21 protein-coding genes are annotated in these 20,543 nt (G+C 63.9%); 7 read left to right on the plus strand and 14 right to left on the minus strand.

The features are described from left to right. Window positions 1-21: 21 nt before the first annotated feature. Window positions 22-267, minus strand: coding sequence for a hypothetical protein (locus N2M23_RS01610; protein WP_265442789.1), 246 nt, complete (start codon window positions 265-267; stop codon window positions 22-24). A gap of 608 nt (window positions 268-875) precedes the next feature. Continuing rightward, window positions 876-2,315, minus strand: coding sequence for a hypothetical protein (locus tag N2M23_RS01615; RefSeq protein WP_265442790.1), 1,440 nt, complete (start codon window positions 2,313-2,315; stop codon window positions 876-878). 649 nt (window positions 2,316-2,964) lie between these two features. On the opposite strand from N2M23_RS01615, the gene N2M23_RS01620 reads away from it, so the two are divergent. After that, a complete protein-coding gene (locus N2M23_RS01620; protein WP_265442791.1) occupies window positions 2,965-3,555 on the plus strand; it encodes a hypothetical protein in 591 nt (196 codons plus the stop codon). Window positions 3,556-4,603: 1,048 nt separating this feature from the next. Next, window positions 4,604-7,924, plus strand: a complete 3,321-nt coding sequence (locus N2M23_RS01625) for a hypothetical protein (protein WP_265442792.1) — start codon at window positions 4,604-4,606, stop codon at window positions 7,922-7,924. Window positions 7,925-8,341: 417 nt separating this feature from the next. Here the strand turns inward: N2M23_RS01625 and N2M23_RS21080 are convergent, their stop codons facing one another. The 4 genes from N2M23_RS21080 to N2M23_RS01640 all read right to left on the minus strand — a co-directional run bounded on the left by N2M23_RS21080 (window position 8,342) and on the right by N2M23_RS01640 (window position 11,411). After that, on the minus strand, window positions 8,342-8,710 hold the full coding sequence (locus N2M23_RS21080; RefSeq protein WP_425270184.1) for a TetR family transcriptional regulator C-terminal domain-containing protein: 369 nt from the start codon (window positions 8,708-8,710) through the stop codon (window positions 8,342-8,344). A gap of 161 nt (window positions 8,711-8,871) precedes the next feature. After that, a complete protein-coding gene (locus N2M23_RS01635) occupies window positions 8,872-9,894 on the minus strand; it encodes a zinc-binding dehydrogenase (protein WP_265442796.1) in 1,023 nt (340 codons plus the stop codon). Window positions 9,895-9,940: 46 nt separating this feature from the next. Further along, window positions 9,941-10,393: a MerR family transcriptional regulator gene (locus N2M23_RS21085; protein WP_425270169.1), complete on the minus strand. Its 453-nt coding sequence runs from the start codon at window positions 10,391-10,393 to the stop codon at window positions 9,941-9,943. A 349-nt stretch (window positions 10,394-10,742) separates the two neighbouring features. Continuing rightward, the gene (locus N2M23_RS01640) at window positions 10,743-11,411 is read right to left on the minus strand and encodes a DUF6308 family protein (RefSeq protein ID WP_265442797.1); all 669 of its coding nucleotides are present in this window, start codon (window positions 11,409-11,411) and stop codon (window positions 10,743-10,745) included. 104 nt (window positions 11,412-11,515) lie between these two features. On the opposite strand from N2M23_RS01640, the gene N2M23_RS01645 reads away from it, so the two are divergent. Further along, on the plus strand, window positions 11,516-11,746 hold the full coding sequence (locus tag N2M23_RS01645) for a CopG family transcriptional regulator (RefSeq protein WP_265442799.1): 231 nt from the start codon (window positions 11,516-11,518) through the stop codon (window positions 11,744-11,746). Next, window positions 11,743-12,156 carry a type II toxin-antitoxin system VapC family toxin gene (locus N2M23_RS01650; protein ID WP_265442800.1) on the plus strand — a complete coding sequence of 138 codons (414 nt, stop codon included), beginning with the start codon at window positions 11,743-11,745 and terminating at the stop codon, window positions 12,154-12,156. Before N2M23_RS01645 ends, N2M23_RS01650 begins: the two co-directional genes overlap by 4 nt. 13 nt (window positions 12,157-12,169) lie before the next feature. Here the strand turns inward: N2M23_RS01650 and N2M23_RS01655 are convergent, their stop codons facing one another. From N2M23_RS01655 to N2M23_RS01675, 5 genes are all read right to left on the minus strand, one after another. After that, entirely contained in the window at window positions 12,170-12,868 is a 699-nt protein-coding gene (locus N2M23_RS01655; RefSeq protein WP_265442802.1) for a 4a-hydroxytetrahydrobiopterin dehydratase, read from the minus strand. A 46-nt stretch (window positions 12,869-12,914) separates the two neighbouring features. Then, window positions 12,915-13,277 (minus strand): GNAT family N-acetyltransferase, encoded by a 363-nt coding sequence (locus N2M23_RS01660; protein WP_265442804.1) that lies wholly within the window; start codon window positions 13,275-13,277, stop codon window positions 12,915-12,917. A 52-nt stretch (window positions 13,278-13,329) separates the two neighbouring features. Continuing rightward, on the minus strand, window positions 13,330-13,803 hold the full coding sequence (locus N2M23_RS01665) for a carboxymuconolactone decarboxylase family protein (RefSeq protein WP_265442806.1): 474 nt from the start codon (window positions 13,801-13,803) through the stop codon (window positions 13,330-13,332). A 9-nt stretch (window positions 13,804-13,812) separates the two neighbouring features. Next, window positions 13,813-15,048 carry a heme-binding protein gene (locus tag N2M23_RS01670; RefSeq protein WP_265442807.1) on the minus strand — a complete coding sequence of 412 codons (1,236 nt, stop codon included), beginning with the start codon at window positions 15,046-15,048 and terminating at the stop codon, window positions 13,813-13,815. 110 nt (window positions 15,049-15,158) lie between these two features. Next, window positions 15,159-15,932 (minus strand): sugar phosphate isomerase/epimerase family protein, encoded by a 774-nt coding sequence (locus N2M23_RS01675; protein WP_265442808.1) that lies wholly within the window; start codon window positions 15,930-15,932, stop codon window positions 15,159-15,161. Window positions 15,933-15,969: 37 nt separating this feature from the next. On the opposite strand from N2M23_RS01675, the gene N2M23_RS01680 reads away from it, so the two are divergent. Next, window positions 15,970-17,007, plus strand: a complete 1,038-nt coding sequence (locus N2M23_RS01680; protein WP_265442810.1) for a hydroxyacid dehydrogenase — start codon at window positions 15,970-15,972, stop codon at window positions 17,005-17,007. Window position 17,008: 1 nt separating this feature from the next. On the opposite strand, the gene N2M23_RS01685 is transcribed toward N2M23_RS01680, so the two are convergent. Further along, the gene (locus N2M23_RS01685; RefSeq protein ID WP_265442811.1) at window positions 17,009-17,497 is read right to left on the minus strand and encodes a winged helix-turn-helix transcriptional regulator; all 489 of its coding nucleotides are present in this window, start codon (window positions 17,495-17,497) and stop codon (window positions 17,009-17,011) included. Between the two features lie 47 nt (window positions 17,498-17,544). On the opposite strand from N2M23_RS01685, the gene N2M23_RS01690 reads away from it, so the two are divergent. After that, window positions 17,545-18,309, plus strand: a complete 765-nt coding sequence (locus tag N2M23_RS01690) for a class I SAM-dependent methyltransferase (RefSeq protein WP_265442813.1) — start codon at window positions 17,545-17,547, stop codon at window positions 18,307-18,309. 56 nt (window positions 18,310-18,365) lie between these two features. Here the strand turns inward: N2M23_RS01690 and N2M23_RS01695 are convergent, their stop codons facing one another. After that, window positions 18,366-18,905, minus strand: coding sequence for a DUF488 domain-containing protein (locus N2M23_RS01695; protein WP_265442814.1), 540 nt, complete (start codon window positions 18,903-18,905; stop codon window positions 18,366-18,368). A gap of 14 nt (window positions 18,906-18,919) precedes the next feature. Next, window positions 18,920-19,132, minus strand: a complete 213-nt coding sequence (locus N2M23_RS01700) for a hypervirulence associated TUDOR domain-containing protein (RefSeq protein WP_171151832.1) — start codon at window positions 19,130-19,132, stop codon at window positions 18,920-18,922. A gap of 84 nt (window positions 19,133-19,216) precedes the next feature. Between N2M23_RS01700 and N2M23_RS01705 the strand changes: the two genes are divergently transcribed. Beyond that, window positions 19,217-20,530 carry an exo-beta-N-acetylmuramidase NamZ family protein gene (locus tag N2M23_RS01705; protein WP_265442816.1) on the plus strand — a complete coding sequence of 438 codons (1,314 nt, stop codon included), beginning with the start codon at window positions 19,217-19,219 and terminating at the stop codon, window positions 20,528-20,530. Window positions 20,531-20,543: the final 13 nt, after the last annotated feature.

Here is a 20,543-nt window from a genome sequence, read left to right on the forward strand (position 1 = left end):
GCCAGCCAATCTGCTGACCAGCTAGATGGATGTGCCCGGCGATTGTGAATCGGGCACCTCAGGCTCGACAGCATCCGTCGACGTTAGTTCGAGCAGCGCGGAGTCTTTCCATGCCTCGTTCGATTTGCGTCGGGTCAACGTGTTGGTGGTCCGGAACTCCTCCTCGGTGATGCCGCGACGCTTCGCCTCCGTGGCGGCTTGCGCCCACTGCAACCGCTCCGGGTCAGACTCGGGGGCAGCCAGGAATTTGCCATCGTGCAGGAGCATCTTGACCGTGTCTGTGCTGACGTTGAGACGCTGAGCGATCTGACTTCGGGTGAGACCTCCTTCTGCGCGTCCACGGACTGCTTGCATCGCGCCAACCGCTCGGCGCGCGCTGCTTGATTTCTGGCGTTCTCGCCACGCTTGGCACCAAACGAACGCCGCTCGGCGGCCCTGGTTGGGACTCGCGGTGTCCAAGACCATTTCGTTGTGGTGCCCACGTCTCCCGGTAACCACTTGGCGAATCGTTGTGGGAGATGCGGCAGGTCTGCGCTTGTCAGCTCAAGGAGTGGCAGTCCACATCGATTTGCAAGCTGGCGTTTCAGTTCCATCCGGGCGGCGTACGCGGGGTCATTCGGTAGACCCCAAAGCTCGACGAACGTTCCGTCGGCGAGGACCCAGTCCGCTCGGCGGAGCCCCTTGGGGTTCAGTTCGGGGTCGGACGGGTAAAAGGGCTCACGCTCGTGTGCGATGTGATGCATGTGGAGGAAGTCGCAGATCGTCTGCTCTCCCATCGAGAGGCAGCGGTGCCCGTCGCGGGCACGCAACAGAGTGCCTCTGCTGAGGCGCAGGCCTCCGTCAGGTGCGAGGCCGGCCTCTTCTAGGAGGTAGGTCTACGGGAAGAGGTTGCGGCGTATCGCGAAGCGCAGTAGGAGCAGTGTGTCGATGAATTCGCCTGACACGGGCTCGGCTGGATTGATGTGCAGATGATCGAGCTGGCTTTCGAGCATGGGTGACTGGTCAAACTCAAGCCTTCCGATCAGGCCGAGCGCTGCCGCGGCACGCTGGCGATCCTCAGCAGCCCCTCGGGTCGCTCGAATCAGGCACCCCTGGCAGTAGCACAGTGCATCGACGCAGGCGGGCGTGCTGAACGCAAGACCCAGCTCGCCACAGAGACGGCATCTGCCGACGGAGCGTGCCACCGAATGGTTGCCAAACAGGGTCTGGCGCTCAGTCACGTACCGCTCGTGGATATCCACCGAAGGTTCCGTCAACCGCGGGTAAGGCGTCGCAGACCACCGGACAAGTCCAGGGGCGTAGAGGTCCGGAGGGATCAATCGCCGAACGGACTTCAGGAGCGTCCACTCTGCGTCAGAATCATCAACGGATGCAGCCTCGTCGAGCTGATTACGTCGCCGGTTCGACTTCAGTTCGTAAAACGGGATCTCGTCCTCTAGGTGCCACGGTTTCCGCGGCAATCCCACCGCTGAGATTTCGATGCCCACTCTGGAGGCGTAACACAGGCACGGCCCGACGAGCCGACTGTCTTCCACCCACAGCTTTTTCGTTTCCGGGTTGTATATCGCCATCGTTTCGTGCGAATACGGCTTCTCGACGTTGCGTGCGCGAAACGCAAGCGCATCTAGCAGCCGATATGTCCAGATGTTCGGTATGGCCGCGACCGGCCACTCGGGATGCAGCGCGATGGCAGGCTGAGTGATTGATTGTGCAACCGGCACCTCGGTGGCGGCCAACAGATTGAGCACATTGTCACGGTCGCGCTCGTCATTGAGAAGCACGTATGTGTCAGCGATCTGGCCAAGGCTGCGGCCGGTGTCCACATCGGCGAGGCTGATGGAGCGCGTCTCGCCACGCCGCGACGTCCCGAGTGCCAGACGGATCTGGCGCACTTGCGAGCGTGGGGACTCGAAGGAATTTAGTCTTGAAAGGGCATCTGTGGTCTGAGGCGATTTGCTCGTGTGTATGCGGTCGTGAGGTTTCCGGTCAGGCAGAAACGCGTCGATGGCGGCTGCGAGCCTTTTCGGGTGTGGCAGTGCGAGCTCAAGGTTTCCCCCTTGGTAGAAGCCAGTGCAGCGGATTTCGCCTCCGCTGAGTTCTGCCAGGCTCGCAAGGGCCGTCATCCCGAGCTTTCGAAGGTGGTGATCGTACAGATAGCCGAGATGTCGATCCTCTGGGGTTTGACCGATGTCTGCTGGCATCGAGACAGAAATCGCGTTCGGGTTGTAGTCGTTGTCGGGGCGATGTATGAGCGACATACGCAGGCTGATCAGTCCGTGCTGGGGCAGTTCGGCACCGTGCAGAGACCGGCGCACGAAGTCTTCGATCCTTCGTTCGGCGTTCGCATCCCAGACGCTGAAGGACCACGAGTCATCCCGTGGGCCTGGTGGGAGTACCACGTCGCCGCCATCCCATTGGACTTGGTATCCCGTCACTCAAGCAGCCCCTTTGGTCACTAGATCCTTGTCGCGTTCCCCCTTCGCCCGAGACTACGGGTCGAGACGGGTCCGTCGGCCGTGACTCCGGCAAATCTCCGGCAGCAGCCTCAGCGCATCGTTCGCACGGTGCGTCGATGTCGGACTGCGCGACGAGGGATACCGTCCAGGTCGCTGTGATCCTCGTTCCGTATTGGTTTTGGTAGTGCTTGATGAACCCGAGGTTGCGGCGTCACCTTGGCCGCCGGTCCACCCTGACAATTCCGACAACGATTGGCTGCGTCCGTTGCTCAATCTGTTCTCAAGTGAGTTAATCAAGCAGCAGGTGCCCGTCCATCGAGCCAGACGTGGTGACCAACGCGGCGCACGTGACTAAGTGACCTGGAACCGCATTTGAGCTCAGCTACGGTGCCACGCGAGCTCCTGACGCGCGGGTGCCGATCAGGTTAGGAAATGCTGGAGCGAACGCGATGGACGCGTCGTGCCTCGAGGGGCAGACTCTGACGTGTAGTCGGCGGAGGAGCGTCCAATGGCTGGTAACGCACAGCGTCGCTCGGTGTCTCAGGCGACCAAAGTCCAGGCAGCGCGTGTGTTCGTGGAAGCGTCGCAGAAGACGGGCCGCGATGATGTTCCGCAATGGGGTCGAAACCTGGCGCAAGACGCCCCGAACCACGCGCCCGGGGTCGCTGATGACATCGCCGAGATCGCACGTGCTGCGGTCACTCGGCGTGCCCAGGAGCGGCTCAACCGCATCGACGATCGGCATGCCGCGTACCGTCTGCGGGTACAGGGACTCTCACCGCGCGACATCGCGGCGATGTTGCACGCGACCGAACCGCGTGTTCGTCGCATGCTCATCGCGGCAGACGCGCACGACGACGCGATCACACCCGAAGAGGTCATCCTGCGTGCCACCGTCCACGGGACAGACCGGGACGAGCTGGTGCACACGCTGGCGACTATGAGCTACACCTTCACCGCGTACGCCCCAGGTGTCCTGGACGACGGGTCCGACCCGGGCACGTGGACGCAGGTGGCCGTCGCCAACCTGAGCGGACTCCTCAGCGACGAGGAGTACGAACGCGTCTGCACGGTCGTTCGGCCACCACCGCCGGGATGAGTCCACGCCGGCCCGGTCGCGAGCCCTGCGTCTGCGCCGGCCGCGATCCGCGGCAGTTCCCATCCACGACCTTGCGGGTCCACCGATAAGGCGCACTTCCGTCAACCAGGCACCGTGAGACGAGCCCGGTCTGACCCCAGACAGCGCTGGCCGCGAACGTAATGAAATTGGGCGCTCGGGAGTTCCAAATCGCGAGGGCAACAAGCAAATGGACGTTCATACTCGGCTTGGGGGAATCGGCAGATGCCCCCAACGCACCAGTCGACGCAGAATGGACTCGGCCATGCCGCAAACCAGCTACCGGTTCAACCCACCTCCGAATTGGCCAGCGCCTCCGGCAGGTTGGACCCCGCCACAAGGCTGGACCCCGCCCGAGACTTGGGGCCGTCCCTCAAGGATGGCACCTCTGGGTACCGACGGGCGCGCGTCGCCTGAAGAACCGCTCTCCCCGGTTCTGGGTCGTCAGTGGCTTGGTCGCCCTTCTGGTAGTGACGATCGTGATCGGCGCTGCTGGGGCGAGTGGGCTCTTAGGTAGCTACGACTCGTCGTCACCGTCATACAAGGCAGGCCATGAGTACGGGATCAATCTCGGCCCGTCAATGCGTAAGGTCGCGGGCCAGACCTCGATGTCCGATTCCCAGCGAGATCTTCTGTGTCGGAAGGGGCCGACATCGCGACGGAGCACGGCGACTCGGCCGATGGCTCCTGGATCGATGGTTCGGATATCGACCATGATGACTACACAGCTGGTTGCAAGAAGGCCGTTCCCGATGGACTGCCTGGCGAGGACCCGACAGGCGGCAGTTGAGATTCGGCGCGAGCCCGATAGCGGTCTCTTCCGTCAGCCGGCCGAGTCCGCCGGAACGATCGCTCAGGCCGTCGGGCGTCTTCGTTATGGTTCGTCTAACACAGTCCTCCCGATCGCTCATCGGTGGTCGCCCGAGCGAGTTGAGGCCGTTTGGCGCCGAACTACCACCGCCGGGTTGGTTTCTGCATAGCGTGGTAATGAGCCTGCCAGAGCCCACGAGAGAATCAAAGGGGATCGGCCGTGAGCGATGTTTCAGGCGGGGTAGCGACCGCGGCCGGACTGGGGTTCCAGTACCTGGTAACGGTCGAGGAGCTCCTGGACCGCTACGAAGATTCGGACACCGACTTCGTTCTACGCACTGAGGACCCACGCGGTGAGGTCGTCGACTTCTCTTTTGAGGTCGACGGTGAGATCGACCTCGTCGTGCAGGCGAAAGCAGCCGTCGATGGGCCGGACGGCGCTGCGATGACCGCAACCGATTTGCTCGACGTCGCCGAACGTCTGATCGCCGTCAGGTCGCACAGCCATGAACTGCGGACCAACCGGCGACTCACGGGCGGCGCCAATCGCATCGTCCAGATGCTCAGGACATGCCAGGACATGAATGGCCCTCAGATCCGATCGAGCCTCGTCGGTCTTCCAGAGAAATATGCAGCAAGGCTCAGAGGATTCGACGACTCACAACTGACGAAACTGGCGCACCTCGCCGTGAATGTGTCGAAGGAAGGAGCAGACGATCTCGCAGAAAGTCTTAGGCGCCGACTTCTACGGGTGCGGCGTTACGGCGACCACGGAATTGGCGAAAAATCGTCTCGTGCATCGCTCTTCTATCTACTCGCCGAGATCTTCTACCTCTCCGGCCGCAGGGGGCCGCGCGAATTTCACCGCGCCGAGCTTGAAGCGATTCTTGGCATGTCGGACCGTAATCTGGCATACTCGATTGGGCAGTATGATTGGGGCAATGTATTCGGCACTATGCCGACCATGGCCGCAGTGCATCGTCCCGACGTACTCAACGCCGTCCTGTGTGCGTTGCCCGGACCGCCCGACAGACGGCGCCCTCGCCAAGTTGTCCTTTGGGGACTGTCCGGGATCGGGAAGTCAATGCTCGCAGCCGACTTCGTCCATCTTATCGGCTACCGGTACACTCATATTCTCTGGATTGACGCTAGTAGCCAAGAACTCATTAGCAACTATGCGCGAACCTTTCTAGGACTCAGCCCGGAAGTCCTCGAGACGGACGCGCGGCTTAAGTTTCTTGAACGTGTAAACAGCAGTCCCAGCACATGGTTGATCGTCTTCGACAACGCGGAGGGATATGGCCAAATAAAGGATTGGATTCCGCCAAATGGTTGCGTAGACATAGTAGCAACCTCCACGACTTCCATGGAGTGGAACAGCATTGAGCAATTGGATGTGCCGCCCATGGAAACCGCCGAGGCAATCTCCATGGTGGGACGGCGGCTCAGCGTCGACACTAGCCGGCGCGATCAGGAGGATTTGGCTCGCGTCCTGGTTGAAAACCTTGGAAACTGGCCCCTCGCAATTGACCTTGCTTGTGCATTCCTCAAACAAACAGGTCGTGGTCTGACGGGAGTATCCCGTTACTTGCAGATTCTCGCTGAGCGAGTTCTGGACGAGCCCGCCCTGATGCCGGCGGGATACGAATCACACCCGACCCTCCTACAGGCAATCTTCGTCACGCTCGACTACCTTGCCAGCTTCGAGCCCGTCGCTGGCCCGCCGCCTACCCTTTTGCTCGATGCGCTGGCCTACCTGCCCCCACGCAGCGCGCCCATTAGCCTCGCTGGCCGAGTTGCCATCTTCGTCGACCATCGCCATCGGAACACTGCGATTCCTGAGAACGACAGCAAGATCGACCTCGCCATTGACGATGCGATGCGCGGTCTAGTCAGCCTTGGACTGCTCCAGGGTTCGACGTCCGACAGTGCGTTGGGTGAGCTCGGTCGTGTTAACGAGGTTGTTCTCGACATCGTCCGCCGCCTTCAGTCGAATACCGATCGCGCCATCAATCTCAGCCTGCTTCAGATCGCTCTGTCGCAGTGTCTACTCCAAGCCCTCGACGACGAAGACTTCCGTCTCACGGCAGCCCTCGAAGGGCCGTGTCACTACGTCCTTGATCACGCGGAGGCATCAGCAATGGTCACTCCCGAGGGTGTCACCATGATAGGAAATCTCGCCGCACGCTATATGCAACGCGGCTGTCACCAGGAAGCTCTGAAGCTATACCGAACCGAACTGATGTACCTCGATGCGGAGGATCTGCCTGCGCCTGTCATTAGGGCTAAAATATACGCGTCAACGGCGGGAATCCTTCTGCATTTGAATGCGCCTGCAGGCGAGATTGAAGAAGCTATCGATGGCGCCATCCGTGTAATCAAAGAAGTTGTCGACGCTACGCCTGATAGGTTCAACGAAGTGGCTATAGCGGTGGAACAGCTGCGAGGCATCTTCGTATATGCCAGGCAAGATTCGCTTCTGGGGGTGCCCAAGGTAGCCAGGTGGCAGCACGATCTCGACGCGCTCACGCTTCCACTGCAATCGACGGACGGTTGGGCCGTGGGATGGGCGTCGGCTTATGCGGAGGTATCTCGTCAATTGAGCGACCCGAGCATCGACACCAGGGTCGTTCATGAGCGGATTCTTCAGCTGCTTAGGAATGAACCCAGTGCATACAGGCGTGTCGAATTGATTTTTGAATTGGCTGAGTCATTCGCCTTGATGGGTAAATATGAGGAAGCGATGGCGTCGTTCGAGGAAGCCATCCAATTCACTGAGGTGAACGATCTCAGTCTGGGACCCGGGTGGACGTCGATTCTGAATTCGTGGCAAGCCGCGTGCATAGGCTTGCTCGGTGGAGTGGAGAGCGCTAAGAATCGGATTGTGTGTGACTACCTCGATAGTCGGATTTCCGAAACGCCAGCGAGTGCTGAGGATATCGCAAGACTCAGTGTTGTTCGCGCTGCCACGATCGTCCGAAATGGAGCGTTGGATGCTGTCACGGCGCGCGTGGGCAAAGTGTGCGTTGGACAGATCGGCGAGACTCACCTTCAGCCTAACGTGGAAGCAACGCATAATCTGGCAAAGGCGTGCACTGATATCCTCAGACTCAGGAAGCAAGTCGACGGCGCGGAAGTCCTTGACGTTCAAGGATTCAGGCGCAGTCAACTGTCAGGATTTGTTCTCACAATGATTAGTATTGATTCCACTCTCTCGCTTCGACTCGGAATCGACCTCCGAAGCTTCCGAGTTTTCCCTGGTGACTGGGTCTTGTCACCGTTGGGCGCCGGCGTGCTCGTGAAGAGTTCGCCTCCGGCTCTGATGTGGGCCCCGATTGGCGGCAACTGGCTGTACCCGGAGCTGGGTAATGAAGCGGCGGCGCAACGACTTGCGGAGCTGGCCGAAACGGAACCGCTCACCCCGTTGAATCTCGCCCTGCTCACTTGTGGCGAACTCGCCACAGACCGACCGCTCGACGAGGTCTTGTTGGGTCGGGCCCCAGTCGTTGCGCTCGCTGGACGCCGGGTTCTCGAGCAGTGATGAAGGCGGATCGCACTGCGTCTCGCCCGCTCGCACGGTGAGGCCAATGACGGACGATGTCTGTGGTGACCCGTCGGGCCCCACCCAACGTCCTGACTGCGTGCGCAGGCAGCACGCCGATCGTTGGCCGCAGCTAGTCTCATTTTCGTCGTTCGGAGGTGGTCTCAGAATCGACGCCTACGCAGGTCGGAAGTCTCAAAATCGCTGATGCCGGACAGTAATCGAGTGCAGATGATCGTTGATCCTGCTCATTTCGACGGTACGCACTCAAGATGGGTCCGATCAAAGGATTCCGCGTATTGTCGCAGCAATGACCCTGGTGCCGCCTCGCCGGCGGCGCCGAACCTTGCCCCGACTCTGCGGCCCCTAGGAGATCTCGGCTGGCCAGGCGCGCATCGCGGTTTCGGCGACCGCTTCTCAGCTCGAGCGGTCGGCGCCGTCGCGGGCCTGCTGGGCCATGCCCTGTTGCACGGTCACGACGTACTCTGCGAGGTGGCGCGCGTCGGTTTCCTCGGGCAGCAGGCCCTTGTTGATATCGTCAGCGATGCGCTGTTGGATGAGCGTGACGCTCATCTTGCGTCGCTGAGCAAGCTGCTCGACAACGTCCGCGGACCTGGGGTGGACATTCGTGGCGCCCTGGATGATGAGGCAGCCATGCGGAATTCCGGGCAGGGTCTGGTTGCGGGCCGCTTCGCGATAAAGGCAGCAATCAGAGGTGACGCCGCAATCGAGTGCCGCGATAGTCCATCCGGTGAGCGGATGCCCAGCTCGTGGAGATTGATCGATGACCGTTCAGCTCTCGGCTTCCTCGTTGCTGCGTCCGCCTTCGTGACTCAGGAACGCAAGATCATCGTTACTAGTGCATCGAACTCCGGTCGACACCATCGGCGTGAGATCGCTCAGGGCGATCTGATGCCATCCCGGGCATGCAGGCCGACGACGAGGGTCTAACTCCAGGGATCCAGAGCGTGCTTGCCGTGAGTGAGCCCTGCCTCGACCTGCCGCAGGACCTCCGGCCCCTCAGCCAGCGGGTGAACCTGGGGATTGCCCTCGGGATAGACGCCTTGAGCAATCAACGCGTCAAGTTCTGTCAGCAACAATTTGTATTGGCCCGGTGCTACGGTCGCGAAGGCACCGATGTGGAGGCCTTTGATCGCGGCGTGGTGGGTGAAGACCAAATCGTGCGTGGTCAAGGTTGCGTCGCCGGAAGCCGCGCCGAACACCACGACAGTGCCGGAGAACGGCTTGGCGACCGCCAGGCTGCTGGCGAGGGTAGCCTTGCCCACCGATTCGAGGACCAGGTCGACTCCGACCCCGCAGGTCAGTCGGTTGATCTTGTCAGCCATAGCGGGGTCGTGGCTGCTCAGCACCTCATGGGCACCGAGTGCGCGGACAGCGTCATGCTTGACTGGGGAGGCTGTGGCGATCACGCGGGCGCCGTAGTGGCGAGCGAGCCGAACCGCTGCCTGGCCCACGCCGCCCGCGGCGGCATGGATGAGCACGATGTCGCCAGTTCGGATTCCACCTAACGGCTTGAGAGCGGCCAACGCGGTTGCCCAGTTCAGCACCATGCCTAGTGCGCCGGAGTCGCGCCAGCCGATCGGCACGGACAGTACCCCGGCGGCCGGCATCGTCATGTACTGCGCGAACGCGCCCGAACCGGCTCCGACAACGTGGGTGCCGAGCGGCAATCCATCGACGACCCCTGTTCCGATTTCTACGATCTCGCCGGCGCCTTCGAAGCCCGCCACATAAGGCGCCTTCGGCCCTGAGCCATACGTGCCGCGCGTCTGCATGACGTCGGCGAAGTTGACCCCGGCGGCACTGACGCGAACCAGGTACTCCTCAGGCCCCGGTGTGGGCGGACAGCGATCGGTTGCGAGGCTGAGGTCTATAGGTCCTTGACGCGAGCACTGCACGAGCGCCCGCATCGGATCGCCATTCAGTCGAGCTGGCTCGTTGGTCTTCATGTACCGAACCTAAGAACCTGACGCATGCGTCAAGGTCAAGGGATTCTCATCGAGAGGCGCGACCAGCCTGCCTCAGATACGACTCCAGAGCTCGCCGCTGATCACTTAGCGCGGCGATGCGCGCAGCAAGCCGATCGCGATAAAGGCGCACCTCAACCAGAAACTCGGCATCAACCTCGCCGTCCCCAGCGCCCGTTCCATCCGTGGGTGCTGGCAGGACCTTCCTGGCCAACCGCACTGGTATGCCGGACCCCAAGAGTGAACGGATCACGAGCACTCGGTCGATCGTTGACTGGCAGTAGTCACGAAATCCGTTGTCCAAGCGGCCAGGGATGATCAGGCCCGCCTCCTCGTAGTGTCGTAACGAGCGTGCACTCACACCACTGACCCGGGAGGCTTCGCTGATCTTCACATCTGGTGGCAACGCTGCGGGCCACCGAAGGCTTCCCGGACCGAGAAAGTCTGAGATAGGAGCAGACGTTCGCGGCACCACCGGCACGTGGTGCCGATGTGGCTGCGTGTGTTGGCGCCACTTAGTTCGTCGTCACGCAGGATCCGCAGTATGGCTGGACGTTGCCGGCGCCGTTGCAACATGAGCAAGCGACGAAGCCGTATACCCGCAGCCGCGGTTACCGAGTGCTCGAACTCGTCTTCACCGACTCCTCAGGGATCGCGTGGCGGCGAGATCCCTCGGGTCTTCTGCAGAAGCTCCATCCGCAGGCTTCGTAGGGCAATTCGCTGACGCGCGGTGGGATGCCTGCGGAGCCGTGGGTTGATGGAAGGGTGGGCCGACATTCTGTCCAGTTTGAGCATCGATTCTGCCCGTGGCGACGCTGATCTCTAGTTGATCATTCGTGCGACCTCCCCTGGGACTTCCACGCGACGATGTCGAGCAGGCGTAACCGGGTTAGCGGCTCGTGCGCAGCGTCTGCAATCTGGTCGAACTGGCGCCTCTGTGTACTGAGGTCCTCTGCCATCGCGATCGCGACCAAGGTCATGTACTCCGACCACGTCCGCTTCTTCGCCGGAGGCACCGGCCCATCATGGGAGACGTAGCACGCGTTGATCCATCGGTCATGGAGTGGTAGCAGCGCCAGGCGCTTCCGGTGCAGGACCTTGGAGTAGGTCGTTCCGTTGAGACCAGTTCGAGGACCGGCGCGGTGGCGGTCGAGAGGGTCGTACATGAGATTGATTACCGCTGCGATCTGGGCGGCGTCCAGGTTCTCGAGCGGCTGGTTATCGAGTCGGGCGAGCCGCTCTTCGAGGTCCGTGCGCATCGCCTTCAGCGCGTAGAACGCGCGCAGCTTCGGCGTCACGTTGAGCAGCGCCGGCGCGAGCAGATCGCCGTCGTTCAGGCGAGACGCATCACTTTCGGTGTCCATCCGGTCGTACGCCGGGAACGCGTACGGAGCGTTGCTGCCAATGCGCGCCGGGTCGGTGTACTCACTGACCCACCCGGCCGCTGTCGCTAACCCGACGGTAACGCGTCCAACGCGAAGCCGGTCCCCTCCACTCATGGTGGGCAATGTAGGTCACCATCCCTCGCATCGGCAGAGTCTGACCGCGAATAGGGGGCAACAGCGAACGCGCCTTTTGTCCTACTTCGAGTAGGATAACTCTCATGTCCACTCAAGCCGGGGCCGAGAAGCACTCCGTCACCATGCCCGCCGAGACGTCCGAAGGCGTGCGCTCTCGCGTTGGCGCACGCGGCTTTTCGGCGTACGTCGCCGACGCGGTTGCACGCCAACTCGAACGTGACGCGCTGGACGATCTGCTCGCCGAGATGACCGCAGAGCACGGTCCCGTCGACGAGGCGGAAGTCGCTGCCATCATGAGCAGGCTCACTGCGTGATCGTCCGGCCGCAGTCGATCCTGCTTGACGCGGAAGCGTTGTCCGCGCTCGCACTCGGTGAACGCCGGATGCAGGCGTGGACGGAGGTCGCTCGGCGCACGGACTCGAGCCTCTACGCCTCCACGGCAACACTCGCCGAGGTGGCTGATGGAACGCAACGCGACGCCCGAATCCGGCACGCGGCAAAGGCAATCCGGTTGATCGACGTCGACGATGTCATCGGCTTCCGGGCCGGTGCCATGCGCGCGAGCGCCGCCAAGCAACGGAGGAAGGCGCGCGACCTGACGGTCGACGCGCTGGTCGCTGCGACGGCGGCAGGCCTGCCCGAGCCCCGGGTCGTCGTGACCGCGGACGTGCCCGATATGGAGCTGCTGCTGCAGGGCACCGACGTGAAGGTGCTGCCGATCTGACCTTGGTCAGCACTCAGTCGCTCTGCGCCGACGTGTCAGCGCAGATGACGCCCCGGTTGCCCTCGGCGTCGGCGATCACGGTCAAACCCGGTGACTCGCTGTCGTCGACGACCTTCCCGCCGGCTGCGACCGCGGCGGCGATCCGTTGCTCGACCACCTCCGGCGCGACGTAGACCTCGACGTGGAAGCGCTGCCCCGATGACCCGTCGGCGTCGCCGAACCACAGGTTCGGCAACCGGCGGGTCAGGTCGCGGATCTCATCCCCGGGCGTCCCTCGCCCTTGCGCCTCGGGGTCACCCGTCAGCAAGGCCGCCCACATCGGAGCGACAGCCGCGGAATCGGTTGTGTCCACACCGATTTCGAGCTCGCTGACAGCTGTCGGGTCAGCGGTCAGCCCGTGCTCGGCGGCGATCTCGGTGATCCGTCGGGCGAGGTCGACATCCTGCTGGGTGACCCATTCGATGACGAGTTCGGTCCCGTCCTCGCCGCGGTAGATCGCATCGTCGGTGACGAGCTCGAGGTCGACATACCCGTCGCCGATCCGCACGGTCGGGTGGTGTCCGACTGCGTCACCCGCCTCGCTCACGACGGTGACGAACCGCGCGCCGGCAGCGAAGCTGTCGATCACGTAGCGCGCATGCAGCCCCTGGGCGAGCTTGCGCCAGTCGGTCAGGTTTGCCGCGGCGATCTGCTCGCCCCTGAGCATGTCCATGCTCTCGACGGTAGCGCCGGCCCAGCTCAGGCGCAGGCGTTCCGCGTCACCGCGCGGCTTCGCGCACCGCCTCAAGGTGCGCCGCCTTCGGCTTGACGACGTGCTCGTCATACTGCGGGTGCTTGGGCAGCCACTTGGCGACATACGGGCAGACCGGGACGATCTCGCGGCCGCCGGCGATCACGTCGTCGACGACGGTCTGCACCAGCACCGACGCCAGCCCCTGTCCGGCGTAATCCTCCGAAACCGCTGTGTGGTAAAGGATTCGCTCGGGTTTGGCGTCGCCGTCGAAGTCGACATACTGCTCGACACCGATCTCGTCCTGAGCCGAGCCGTCCTCGCCGTGGTCGATCAGGACATACCGCGACTGCTCCGGGATGTTGCGGACCTCGAACCGTTCCTGTGTCATGCGCTTCCTCCTTGTGAGCTGAACTGTGAGCTGAACTGGTGGGCTGCTGAACTCATCGGGCAAGTCGTCCGTCGGCGCCGCGCGGCTGCACGGCGTGTTCGCTGAGGATCGACACCCGATTGAACGTGTTGATCGTGACCGCAACCCATTCGGCTGCGACGAACGCCTCCTCACCGAGTACGGCGAGAGCCCCGGCCAGGTCGGCGCGACTCTCCTCGGTCAGCGGCAGCTGGGTCGCGGCCTCCGCGACCGCCAGCACCGCCCGCTCACGCTCGGTGAAGATCTCCGTCTCGCGCCAGGCCGGCAGCAGATCGAGCCGTTGCTGCGGTATGCCGGCACGCCGTGCCTCGCGCGAGTGCAGGTCCAGGCAGAACGCACAGGCGTTGATCTGGGACGCCCGCAGCTTGATCAGCTCGGTCTCGGCGGGCTCCAGGCCCCGCCCGGTCGCCTCGGTCAGCACCGACTCCGAGTAGGCGCGGGCGGCGCCCCATACGTCCGGTGCGGCCTTGTCGAGATACAGGCGCATGCGTCATCCCTAACACTTCCGGTGCGGCCGCGGGGACCGATCGACCGCCTCAACAGCAAGCGCGGCAAGCAGATTCCCGCGCCGGAGCCGCGCACAGCCGAAGCTCTTGCGCAGCGTCGCGACGGAGACGTGCGGCCAGCCGATGATCCCCTGGTCCGGCATGTTGAGGATCTCGAAGTTGAGCACGGTCATCTGCGCATACTGCAACTGCATGATCGGCGGCCGGTTGTCGTCGGGATGGGTGAGCCGCGAGATCCAGTAGGTCGCATAGACCAGCGCCGCGGCGGCGTTCGGCCCCATGTGGCCGACCGGGTCGCCGCCCGCGAGGAAGGGCGTGTTCGTCAGGCCGCCCGCGGCATTCGACGGGCTGACAGTGTCATACGGCCCGTAGGGGTCGTTGACGTGCTTGCGGAAGCCGACCTGCTGTTGCGTCAGCACATTGATCGCGACGCCCTCGAAGGAGTAACCGGCGTCGACCTGCCTCTGCACCTCCGCCTGCAGGAGGGTGATCGGATCGTTGACCAGCTGCTGCATCGGCACGCCGTCGATCTCGCGCGGCAGCGGCGGCTCGGGTGGCCGGGTGGCATAGGGCGTGCGAGGGTTCTCCGCCGATTCCGGGATCGACAGGTTGTACTGGTCGAACGGCACCAGGTGGTCACTGCGGGTGGTGCCCGCTTCCGACGAACCCGCGACGTTCATGATCGCGACCTCCGGTGGCGTCGCCCCTGTGATCGGCGTGCTGTTGAACGACAAGAAGTCCGAAAGGGCGTATGGCGCAACGCTGTTGGCCACGATGGGCGTCCCTGAGAAGTTGGCGGCCGCGCCCTGCGCCAGCAGGGTGTTGCCGTGCGGGATCGAGGCCATCCGGTAGACGATCTGACCGCCGGCCGGTGCGTGCACGGACGGGTAGTCCGTCGGCGGCTGAATCATCCACATGCCCGGTTCGATGTGCAGGGCGCTGCCGGTCGACCGGTCCTTCACCTTGTGCAGATAGGTCAGCCCATAGAGGTCGATGTCGTCGCAACCGCATGCGCGATTGGGCACCGCCGAGCCGATCGGCGTGACGTCGAAGGTCTCCTGCGTCTGGTTGAGTTGCAGATAGAGGTTGGCGTGTCCCTCAAAGTCCGGCCGGGCGATCAGGTTGAAGCCGCGCCCTTCCCAGGGTCCGGCGAACTCCCGGAGCATCCCCAGGTGCTGGATCACGTTGTCGTTCTCGGGGCTGTACCTGACCGATGACACCGGCATGGCCCCGCTCCTCATCAACTCCCGCTGCGACCGATTGATGCGGTCGACTCTGGCACGGCGGACGCGGCGGTTGGTGGCGACGGAACAAACAGTCACCAGAGCCGGCAGGGTCACCGAGCTGACAGGGCACGCAACGCCGAAGCGTCCCTGACGAGCGCGGCCGGGTCGTCGCCGGCCACGAACTCGAAGAGCAACTCCGGCACCACGCCGACGCTCGCCAGCTCGGCGAGTGCCGACGCCCACAACGCCGCCCGGTCGGTGAGCGGCAGCCGTTCCGTCTCCGGCCACCAGGAGAAGACGTGGACCGCGCAAACCCCGGTGCGAGCGAGCAGCAGCCGTAGGCCGTCCAGTGCTTCCTCGTCCGGCATCGCCACGGGTGGCTGCCAATAGGTCTGCAAATTGGGGTGATTCACTTCCTCGAGCAGGCGCACGGTCGCGTCCGCAGAGTCGGTCAGCGTGCCGCCGTGGAACTCCGTGCCTGCGACGATCCCTCTTTCCGCGGCGAGGCCGGCGAACCGTCGCAGCTCGGTGACCACGTGTGCTCGCTGCTCCGCGCTCGTCTCGGTCGTGCCGGTGTCACCCGCCCAGACTCGCACCCGTGGGGCACCGAGTTCGCGTGCGGTGTCGAGCAATTCGCTTGCTGCATCGAGGCCGGTCACGCCCGCGCGCCAATAACTGCCGTATGACGCCACCCTCAGTCCAGCGGCCTCGGTCAGCTCCCGCACCTGCCGTATGACGGCGCGGTCTCCCGGTGGTGCATGCCGATCGGCGCCCCACTCGATCGAGCTCAGCCCGGCGTCCGCAGCGACCTGCACGACCCGCTTCGCGGAGAACCCGCGAAAGGTCACCGAGCACAGGCCGAGTGGTGGTGTTGGGGTCGTCATGAGTCAACCGTGCCATCTGCGCGGTAACTTGCCGAGCATGACGCCGAATGGTCCCGACGATCGACCGACCTGCGTGCTGCTCATGCCGCCGGAGACCGTGCGGGCAGTGTTCGACGATGCGGCGCTCACGACCCTGACTGAGTGCACCGAGCTGCTGCGGGACGAGGCCGGACGACCGTTGGTGGTCGCCGACCTGGACACTGCCCCGTGGGACCGTCTTGCCGGTGCCGAGATCGTCGTCACGGGCTGGGGCAGTCCGTTCATCGATGAGGCCGTCGCCGCTCGCCTGCCGCACCTGAGAGCGATCGTGCACACCCCCGGGTCCATCCGACCGATTGTCGCGCCCGAGGTGTTGCAGAGTGGTGTCCAGGTCTCGTCGGCGGCCGCGACCAACGCCATACCCGTCGCTGAATTCACCGTCGCTGCAATCGTGTTCGCGGCAAAGCGGACATCTCGGCATATCGCGGCCTACCGCGCAACCGGGCAGCTGCGCTCGCAGGAGGATCGTGAACTATGGCACGGGACGCACGGCATCACCGTCGGTGTCGTCGGCGCCTCCCGCATCGGCCGGCTGGTGCTGGAGCAACTGCGGGACAAGGATTTTCAGCTGCTAATCGCCGATCCCTACCTCGACAAGACCGCCGCCGAGACACTCGGCGCGAAACTTGTGGATCTGCCAAAACTGTTGCGCCAGAGCGACATTGTCACCCTGCACGCCCCGGAGTTGCCCTCTACCCGCCACCTGCTGGACGCCGCCGGGCTGGCCCTCATGCCTGACGGTGCGGTGCTGATCAACACCGCACGCGGTAGCCTGGTCGACACCGAGGCGCTCCTGTCGCACCTGACCACCGGCCGGCTTGACGCCTACCTGGACGTCGCTGACCCTGAACCACTGCCGGCGGACAGTCCGCTCTTCCGGCTGCCGAATGTCGTTGTCACTCCGCACATCGCCGGAGCGATGGGCAACGAGGTGCGGCGACTCGGCGACGCAGCAGTCGAGGAGGTTCGCCGCCTCGCGTCGGGCGAGCCGTTGCAACATCAGATCACCGTGCAGGATCTGGACCGTATCGCGTGAGCTACTTCAAGTAGCCGCCGATCAACGCGGTCCCAGGGCCGTGCCGTCCACCCGGTCCGGCCACCGGCACGAGATCGTCTGGGTCTACCGGCTCGGCACAGACGTCGCAGACTGCCTCCGGGCGACTGCCAGGGCACGACGCGTGTTCATAGCGCATCGGCGCTCCTCGCCCAGTGGGCCGCCACTCGTCTCCCCAGGTGACCATCGCGCGCAGCACGGGTATGAGGTCGCGACCTTGCTCGGTGAGTTGGTACTCGAAGCGCGGTGGGTGCTCTTGGTAGGCGCGACGTTCCACGACACCGGCTTCAGTCAGCTCAATCAGCCTCTGCGACAGCACTTTTCGGGAGATCCCAAGGTCAGTGTGCAACTCGTCGAAGCGCCCAAGTCCGACAGCCAGATCGCGCACGATCAACCATGACCATGCGTCGGACATCACGGCGACCGTGCGCGCGATCGAACACGACACCTCGCTCAGATCGACTCTTGTCATGACCTCTCCTTGGTAAGTATCTTGAGGATACTCACTCAGGAGGGGACATGTCACAGATTGCGCTCAACAACCCCGATCCCGACGTTCTCGATGGCCGACACATTCGGGCGGCCGCGTTCGAGGGCGCGCAACGCGAACTGCTCGACCTATTGCCGCTGCCGGCGTCGGCCACCGACGCGACGCCCCGCGCGTTGACGGTCGGGGCCGGTTACAGCTGGCTGCCACACCTGATCGCCAGTGCCGGATATCAGGTGTCCGCGATCGATTCTTCGGCCGAGGCGACGGCTGTTGCATCGTCGAACACCGCTGAGGTCGCAGCTGATATTGACTTCCGGGTAGGAGAGGTCACCAGCCTGCCGGCGCCGGACGCATCGTTCGATCTCGTCTGGTGCATCGACACCCTCGAAACCACCGACGACCCGCACGGAGTGCTGGCGGAGTTGGCGCGCGTCCGACGACCGTCAGGAGCACTCGTGTTGGACACCGTGAGCGACACCTGGCTGTCCCGGTTGATCTACCTCCGGCTCTTCCAACAGGTGCCGGGCACACGGATCATGCCGCCGGGTCGCTACACCACCGACCGGCTGCGCACCCCTGCCTTCCTTGCCGAAGCCGTAGGACGAATCAACCTGGAAATAGCTGAGATACACGGATACGAGCCCGCCTCACCGCAGACGCTGCTCAGTGCGCTCCTTCGTCGCAGACGGGGCAAACTGACGGATGCCGAACTGGCCGAGGCGGCGGGGTTCACCCTGTCCGAGCCCGGACATGAGCCGCCGGTCACCTATTTCGCCATCGCACGCCCTGCCTGATCCCGGTTACGCCCACCACGTCGTCGCTCGCAACCTCGGCACCGGCGAGAGCGTGGCTACGCCGGATAGGTGATCCGTCCGTCCGCGCCGACGACCGGCGTCGCACCCCAGGCGCCGAGCTCGTGGTCACGACTCGAGCCGTGGGGCATCAGGTCGTGCACGGTCCAGCCGGCGGCGGCGAGCGTATTCGCGATCAGGGACCGATGACAACGCCACGGCATGGGTTCGCCGCACATGATCGCGACCCGATGAGTGCTCGCCAGGTCGATGAGTTCTGATATGCCTGAGGCATATTCGTCGCTCAGCGTGTAGTCGGCGTAGTTCTTGAAGCTGGCGTTCTGCCAGCCCGCGTTGATTTCGGGGTCGACGTCCTGGCGGGGCCGTCGTCCGCCGAGGGTCGGCAGACGTAGGTAACCGATGCCGGCCTCGGCAAGCCATTGCGCCATGGTGTCGCTGTCGAACTGTGGGCTGCGCCGCGAGCCCGGCTGGGCGCGCACGTCCGCGACAAGGTCGATGTCGTGCCGGCGCAGTGTCGCGAGGAAGTCGGGGATCGGCTGAGTCCAGTGCCCGATCGTCCAGATCTGTGAGCAGCTCACGTCATACGGAGCGGTCAGTCGATCCGGTGCAACGCGCTGCCCTTGTGCATCGCGATGTGATCGGTCTTGTCGCTCTGGATCGAATACTGTGGGTTATCCGGGCTGCAGCGGCGCAGATGACCCTTGTATTCCGTGTCATGTGTGTGCTTTTCGATGATCACCCCGCTGACCTCACCGGCCTCGGAGTTCCACCGCACGTGGTCGCCCACGCGGAAGTCGTCACTCATCGCACCTCCGAATGGTTGTCGAGCCCCCAAGTCTAGGGATAGCGAGGGGCCCATTCGGCCCCCGTCTGCGGCAGGCTCGCACGCATGGACAACTCCAGTGAGCAGAGGGACGGACGACTTGGCCGACGGGGCTTCCTCGGAGCGGCCGCGATCGGTGCGGGAGCACTCTCGATCGGAGGTATGACGCAGCCCGCGACCGCGGCACCGGCGACGAAGGATCACGGCGACCGCTTCCGATGCGGTGCCGATGTCGCCGCGGCGAAGGGCTGGAAGGTCTTCTCCGGCCAGCGCATTGGCGTGATCACCAACCCGACCGGGGTGGTCCGGGATGGACTGCGCAGCATCGTCGATGTGATGGTCGAGTCCGGAAAGGTCGAGATAGGAGGCGTTTTCGGCCCGGAGCACGGTTTCCGCGGCACCGCGCAGGCCGGTGAGGCCGAAGACACTTACGTCGACGAACGCACCGGTGTCACGGTCTACGACGCCTACGGCGCCACCATCGACAAGTTCGCCGGCTACTTCGCGACCGCGCAGGTCGACACGGTCGTCTTCGACATCCAGGACGTCGGGGCGCGCTTCTACACTTACATCTGGACGCTCTACAACGCGATGGCGGCGGCTGCTCGGACCGGCAAACGCTTCGTGGTGCTGGACCGACCGAATCCGGTTGGCGGACAAGCAAGAGGCCCCGTCCTCAAGGACGGATTCACCTCCGGCGTCGGCCTGGACAAGATCGCCCAGCAGCACGGCATGACCGCGGGTGAGCTGGCCCGCTTCTACAACGGCGAGTTCATGCCGCGGGTCGCCGGCCGTCCCGTCCAGGACCTGGCCGTGGTGCAGGTGCAGGGTTGGTCGCCGGGCGAGTTGTTCGCCGACACCGGCGCACCGTGGATCATGCCGTCACCCAACATGCCGACGCCGGACACTGCCCTGCTTTATCCGGGACTCGGCATGTTCGAAGCGACCAATCTGTCGGAGGGCCGCGGCACCACCAGGCCGTTCGAGTTGATCGGTGCGCCATACGTGGATTACCGCTGGGCGCAACGACTTTCGGGGGAGCAACTGCCGGGCGTTGAGTTCCGGGAGGCCTACTTCAACCCGACGTTCTCCAAGAACGAAGGCAAGGTGTGCGGCGGTGTCCAGGTGCACATCGCCGATCCGCAGCGGGTCGACGCCATACGCACCGCGACGACGATGATGACGACCTTGCGCGACCTCTACGCCGAGTTCGACTGGCGCGGTGACGCCGGCCGCTGGATCAACCTGCTCACCGGATCGGACCGCTTCCTGCGGATGTTCGCCGCCGGCGACAGCGCGGCTCAGATCGTCGCCGCGTGGCAGCCCGAACTGCGCGCGATCGATCGCACCCGACGGCAGTACCTGCTCTACAAGCGCTGAGCGGACTATTTAC

This window comes from Flexivirga meconopsidis, from assembly GCF_026162425.1.
Lineage (GTDB): Bacteria > Actinomycetota > Actinomycetes > Actinomycetales > Dermatophilaceae > Flexivirga > Flexivirga meconopsidis.

Coding starts and splice junctions, on each gene's coding strand:
- N2M23_RS01610 (WP_265442789.1), bottom strand. CDS start 267: ATGCTCCTGCACGATGGCAAATTCCTGGCTGCCCCCGAGTCTGACCCG.
- N2M23_RS01620 (WP_265442791.1), top strand. CDS start 2,965: ATGGCTGGTAACGCACAGCGTCGCTCGGTGTCTCAGGCGACCAAAGTC.
- N2M23_RS01635 (WP_265442796.1), bottom strand. CDS start 9,894: ATGAAGACCAACGAGCCAGCTCGACTGAATGGCGATCCGATGCGGGCG.
- N2M23_RS01640 (WP_265442797.1), bottom strand. CDS start 11,411: ATGAGTGGAGGGGACCGGCTTCGCGTTGGACGCGTTACCGTCGGGTTA.
- N2M23_RS01645 (WP_265442799.1), top strand. CDS start 11,516: ATGTCCACTCAAGCCGGGGCCGAGAAGCACTCCGTCACCATGCCCGCC.
- N2M23_RS01655 (WP_265442802.1), bottom strand. CDS start 12,868: ATGGACATGCTCAGGGGCGAGCAGATCGCCGCGGCAAACCTGACCGAC.
- N2M23_RS01660 (WP_265442804.1), bottom strand. CDS start 13,277: ATGACACAGGAACGGTTCGAGGTCCGCAACATCCCGGAGCAGTCGCGG.
- N2M23_RS01665 (WP_265442806.1), bottom strand. CDS start 13,803: ATGCGCCTGTATCTCGACAAGGCCGCACCGGACGTATGGGGCGCCGCC.
- N2M23_RS01670 (WP_265442807.1), bottom strand. CDS start 15,048: ATGCCGGTGTCATCGGTCAGGTACAGCCCCGAGAACGACAACGTGATC.
- N2M23_RS01675 (WP_265442808.1), bottom strand. CDS start 15,932: ATGACGACCCCAACACCACCACTCGGCCTGTGCTCGGTGACCTTTCGC.
- N2M23_RS01680 (WP_265442810.1), top strand. CDS start 15,970: ATGACGCCGAATGGTCCCGACGATCGACCGACCTGCGTGCTGCTCATG.
- N2M23_RS01685 (WP_265442811.1), bottom strand. CDS start 17,497: ATGACAAGAGTCGATCTGAGCGAGGTGTCGTGTTCGATCGCGCGCACG.
- N2M23_RS01690 (WP_265442813.1), top strand. CDS start 17,545: ATGTCACAGATTGCGCTCAACAACCCCGATCCCGACGTTCTCGATGGC.
- N2M23_RS01700 (WP_171151832.1), bottom strand. CDS start 19,132: ATGAGTGACGACTTCCGCGTGGGCGACCACGTGCGGTGGAACTCCGAG.
- N2M23_RS01705 (WP_265442816.1), top strand. CDS start 19,217: ATGGACAACTCCAGTGAGCAGAGGGACGGACGACTTGGCCGACGGGGC.